At 49.7% G+C, this 4,514-nt stretch carries 4 protein-coding genes; 1 reads left to right on the top strand and 3 read right to left on the bottom strand.

The window, feature by feature from the left end:
* Nucleotides 1-33: 33 nt before the first annotated feature.
* The 3 genes from HMPREF2626_RS03095 to HMPREF2626_RS03085 all read right to left on the bottom strand — a co-directional run bounded on the left by HMPREF2626_RS03095 (nt 34) and on the right by HMPREF2626_RS03085 (nt 2,806).
* Nucleotides 34-831, bottom strand: a complete 798-nt coding sequence (locus HMPREF2626_RS03095) for a Cof-type HAD-IIB family hydrolase (protein WP_070617294.1) — start codon at nt 829-831, stop codon at nt 34-36.
* Nucleotides 832-849: 18 nt separating this feature from the next.
* Entirely contained in the window at nt 850-2,157 is a 1,308-nt protein-coding gene (locus HMPREF2626_RS03090) for an alpha-amylase family glycosyl hydrolase (RefSeq protein ID WP_070617292.1), read from the bottom strand.
* Between the two features lie 76 nt (nt 2,158-2,233).
* Nucleotides 2,234-2,806 carry an SGNH/GDSL hydrolase family protein gene (locus tag HMPREF2626_RS03085; RefSeq protein WP_070617290.1) on the bottom strand — a complete coding sequence of 191 codons (573 nt, stop codon included), beginning with the start codon at nt 2,804-2,806 and terminating at the stop codon, nt 2,234-2,236.
* Between the two features lie 142 nt (nt 2,807-2,948).
* Here HMPREF2626_RS03085 and HMPREF2626_RS03080 point away from each other — a divergent pair, with 142 nt between their 5' ends.
* The gene (locus tag HMPREF2626_RS03080) at nt 2,949-4,406 is read left to right on the top strand and encodes an NCS2 family permease (RefSeq protein WP_070617295.1); all 1,458 of its coding nucleotides are present in this window, start codon (nt 2,949-2,951) and stop codon (nt 4,404-4,406) included.
* Nucleotides 4,407-4,514: the final 108 nt, after the last annotated feature.

Here is a 4,514-nt window from a genome sequence, read left to right as displayed (position 1 = left end):
GCATCCAAAGCTAAGCGCTCTTGCTCACACCCTTTATTTCACCAATGTTTTGGCGGCGTGTTCGATGCCGTCGGTGTTGTTGTCGTGGGTGACATAGTCGGCGATGTCTTTGAGGGCGGGGATGGCGTTGCCCATGGCGATGCCGCAGCCTGCCCATTCGATCATGGAGAGGTCATTTTCTTGGTCTCCGAAGGCCATGCTTTGGGCCTGGTCGACGTCTAAGACCTCGCAGAGGTGTTTGAGAGCTAGGCCCTTGCTAGATTCTTTAGGGTTGAATTCGAGATAATAGGGTTCGCTCTTGACGATGTTGTAGCGTTGGTACCAGTCGCTCGGAATTGCGCCTTCGATTTCAAGAACGCGTTCGGCTGCTCCGGTAATCATCAACTTAGGGAAGTGGACATCATCGGCTAGGAAGTCTATCTGAGCGATCGGCATATCGAGGATACCCGATTCAACACCCACATATTGATCAACAGGGTCGCGGTGTACCAAGACCTGACTGTCGCTGTGACCGTGGACATCCATCCCGTGGTCCAAGGCAAAGCGGGTAATTTCATGGACTTGACTAACTTCTAAATAGCTTTCAAAAATAATGCGGTTTTCTTTAAGGTTGTAGATCACACTGCCATTAAAGCAGGAAGCATAGTCTACCAAGTCCTGGTCGATCTGGTCAAGGACCTTGTGGACACCTTTGAGGGGACGGCCGGTAGAAATCGCTACATGAACGCCCTGGTCTTGGAGGTGGGCTAAGCCTCTGAGAGTTGATTCGGTAACTTTTTTCTCATCATTTACCAGGGTGCCATCGATATCAAAAGCAGCAAGTTTATACATTAAGCATCTCCTTCTCTATTAGCGCGGTACTCGAATATCCCCATCATAGGAGATAATAATTGGTCCTTCTGTCACATGAATTCGTCCTTCTTTGGCTTCATAGTGCCCCTCCCCTAAGAGATTAGCATATTTACCTTCAGGAATCCCTAGTTCAACTTCAATCTCATCGTTCGTATCCCCTCTCAACTTAAAGAGGCCAAAAACGTGCTGGTTATAAAAGTGATAGCTCACCAAGAGCCAGTCATCACTCGCTGCCTGGTGGAAACAGTAGCCCGACTTGAAGACTTCCCGCTTCTTCAATTGCATGAGCTGGCGGATCATCGCTGTCAGATCATAGGGCTTATCCCAAGTAATAGCTTTCTTTTCGTGGATCGGGATCCGCTCTTTGGTCCCGTACTCTTGACCCATCATCAGCTGGGCGATGCCCTTACGGAAGAAGGAAAAGGCTGTCCAGTTCCTTAACTCGCAATAATTCTTCACTTTGGCTGCGATACGTTGGCCCGCCTCTAATTCAAGTCCTCGGTTTAAGACACTGGTTGACGCAGTAACTAGAGTGCGCATATTCAACAGGAAGGCAACATTGGCTAAGTCCATCAAGCCGTCATAGTAACGTTCCAGAAGGCCAGCATGAGGGCGGATGTCTAGGACATCGAAGTTGCTGTACATCTCTCCTTCTGTTTCAAAGTCGATATTCTGCAGGCGCAGGTCAAGGAGTTCCGAGACCGACATCTGGCCGCCTAACCAGTAGAAATAAGGGTGGACATCCCCTACTTCTGCCCGAGCTGAAGAGAAGAATTCGGAGCGAATCAATTGGGCATGAGGAATATAGAAACCATCCACATAATGGGCCCAATACTTCATTCGCTCAATCAAAGCATCCCACATCTTAGGATTGGAGAAGTTCAAGTCATAAACAGGGGCTGCTTCTGGAAGCCGGCTGTACAGGTTCCCATCCAGTCCCTGCAAGAAAAAGTCAGGGCGTTCTTGAACCAAGGGAGCATCCATAGCCAGAGCCACAATCTCCATGGTCAAAAGCAGTTTCATACCCTTGTGTCGGACAGCTTGGACCAAATCCTCAAAGTCGGCCATGCTGCCATACTCTGTCCCGATTTCATCAAAACTTTGGACGAAGAGGCTATCTCCCTCTCCTTCCGTTTCTTGCTGGCTTGGAAAAATGCTCGACAGTAAAATTAAATCGACGCCTAAGTCCTTCAAACGGTCCAAATCAGCTTCTAAAGCTTTAAAGCTAGCTTCTGGGCTGTAATTCCTTAAATAGACTTGGTAAATGAGTTGGTGTCTCAACGTCAAGTTCGTTACCTTCGCCATACCGTCCTCCTATCTCAGTAGCAGCCGCTTAAACAGCTCGTATTCATTCTATTTTATATTTTAGCATATTTTTGCCTTAAGTTAAGTGCGAGACCCAGTCCCTTAAGTGCGCCGCGACCTTCTCCTGGCCCCGCCCCTTGAGGTGGATCCCATCCGGCATAAAATCTTCCGGTGTCAACCATCGATTGAGATCTACAAAGGTCAAGTGCCTGGAGGAGGCCAGCTCTCGAACAGCCTGGACCAAATCGAGCAGGCGCGGCTTAGTTCGAACAGCGACAGGGGCTAAAAGCAAGATAGGAAGATCCCAACCAAGCTGTGCCCGTAATAAAGTGACCAGGCGGCCATACTGGTCCTGCCAAGATAATACAAAATTGTTCCATTCGCCGTCCGAAGTCCCCAGCTGGCGCCCCAGGTCATTGATCCCAAGCCAAAGAATGACTCCCGCCAAATTCTGGCAGCCTGCCAGTGTCTCCAACAGATAAAAGTTCACATCAACCAAACGAGCCCCATTGTAGCCACCATTTAAAAAACGATAACTTGCCTGGTCTTTAGCCAGTGCACCTACAAAACCGTGGCCCAGGCTAGTCAAATCATCGGGATTGCGGCCACAAGCGACCAAACTATCCCCCAAAGATAAGATTTCTTTCATTGTAACCCTCCTAATAACGAACATTAATAAGTTTTATAAATTTAAATATTCGTAATTACCTTTATTTTTTCTCCTTTGTCCGCTATAATTAAGGACGTTCATTAGTAAATTCGTAATAAGGAGAATCATTGTGACTAATAAAATTGCAGAATTCTTTCAACTAGAAGCCAACCACACGAACTTGTCAACCGAGATCATGGCAGGTATTTCCACCTTCTTCGCCATGAGCTATATTATTTTCGTGAACCCGGCTATCCTGTCACAAACGGGGATGCCCTACCAAGGGGTTTTTCTGGCAACCCTTTTTGCTTCCGGTATCGCTACCCTCTTCATCGGCCTCTACGCCAATGTGCCCTACGCCCTAGCCCCCGGTATGGGACTGAATGCCTTCTTCACCTTCACCGTGGTCATGGGCCTGGGCTTCACCTGGCAGGAAGCTCTAGCTATGGTCTTCATCTGTGGCTTGGTTAATATTGCCATCACCGTGACCAATATCCGTCGGGTGATTATTAGCGCCATCCCGGAATCTATCCAACATGCCATTTCTGGAGGGATTGGGGTCTTCATCGCTTATATCGGAGTGAAGTCAGCCAACCTGATCCACTTCCAAGCCGATGCGGCTGCCATCACGCAGATTAACGGCGCTCCTTATGATGCTGGCCAGCAAGTCTATGAGGCTGGGGTCCAAGCGGTCTCAAGCAATGGGTCAACCTTACCACAAATTGCAACTTTTACCGAGCCCTCAACCCTCCTAGCTCTCTTCGGCCTGGTACTGACCGTTATCTTGATGGCTAAGAATATCCAAGGGGCTATCCTAATCGGGATTGTGGCGACCACTGCCCTCCAACTGATTATTGACCCTTCGCTCCTCCAGCAGGTAGACTTTGCCCAAGCGGGTTTGGCCAACTCTTTTAAGGAACTCGGCATCACTTTTGGAGCTGCTTTTGGTTCAGAAGGGCTCCTCTCCCTCTTCTCTGACCCCAGCCGCCTGCCCTTGGTCCTAGTGACCATCTTCGCCTTCAGCCTATCCGATATTTTCGATACCATTGGGACCTTTATCGGCACCGGGCGGGCTACAGGCATCTTCTCCAAAGAAGATATCGATAACCTGGACACCCGGTCCAATACAAAATTGGACAAGGCCCTCTTCGGTGACGTAGTAGGGACTTCCATGGGAGCCATCTTCGGGACCTCTAACACCACCGTCTTCGCAGAAAGTTCGGTCGGCATCGCAGCAGGTGGGCGGACCGGCTTAACCAGCCTAGCCACCGGTATCTGCTTCTTCCTCTGCATCTTCATCGCCCCCTTTATCGGCCTAGTGCCAGCTTCCGCTACGGCCCCTGCCCTGATCCTGGTCGGCGTCCTCATGATGTCATCCTTCCGTGAAGTCGAGTGGGGCGACTTCTCCATCGCCGTCCCAGCCTTCTTCGCCTCCATCTTCATGGGCTACTCCTATTCCATCTCAAACGGGATTGCAGCCGGCTTTATCTTCTACTGCCTGACCATGACCGTAACCAAACGCGCTAAAGAAGTCCACCCCGTCATCTGGGGCGCCAGCCTCCTCTTTATCCTTAACTATATCATCATGGCTTATTTATAATAAGGGTGTAAGAGGATGCGGGAGAAAGGGACCTCTGGAGTAAAAGGGATAAGAACGGCTGTAGCCGGTCGTTCCCTTTTGCGAAGAGGAGCCCTTTCTGCATCCTCG

The organism is Aerococcus sp. HMSC062A02 (genome assembly GCF_001809535.1).
Classification (GTDB): Bacteria; Bacillota; Bacilli; order Lactobacillales; family Aerococcaceae; genus Aerococcus.
The sequence above is the reverse complement of the archived record's forward strand: the minus strand, read 5'-3'. Positions and strand labels throughout refer to the sequence as shown.

Bases quoted from the DNA above. Each gene is read 5' to 3' on its own strand.
- HMPREF2626_RS03085 (WP_070617290.1), bottom strand. From the start codon at position 2,806: ATGAAAGAAATCTTATCTTTGGGGGATAGTTTGGTCGCTTGTGGCCGC.
- HMPREF2626_RS03095 (WP_070617294.1), bottom strand. From the start codon at position 831: ATGTATAAACTTGCTGCTTTTGATATCGATGGCACCCTGGTAAATGAT.
- HMPREF2626_RS03090 (WP_070617292.1), bottom strand. From the start codon at position 2,157: ATGGCGAAGGTAACGAACTTGACGTTGAGACACCAACTCATTTACCAA.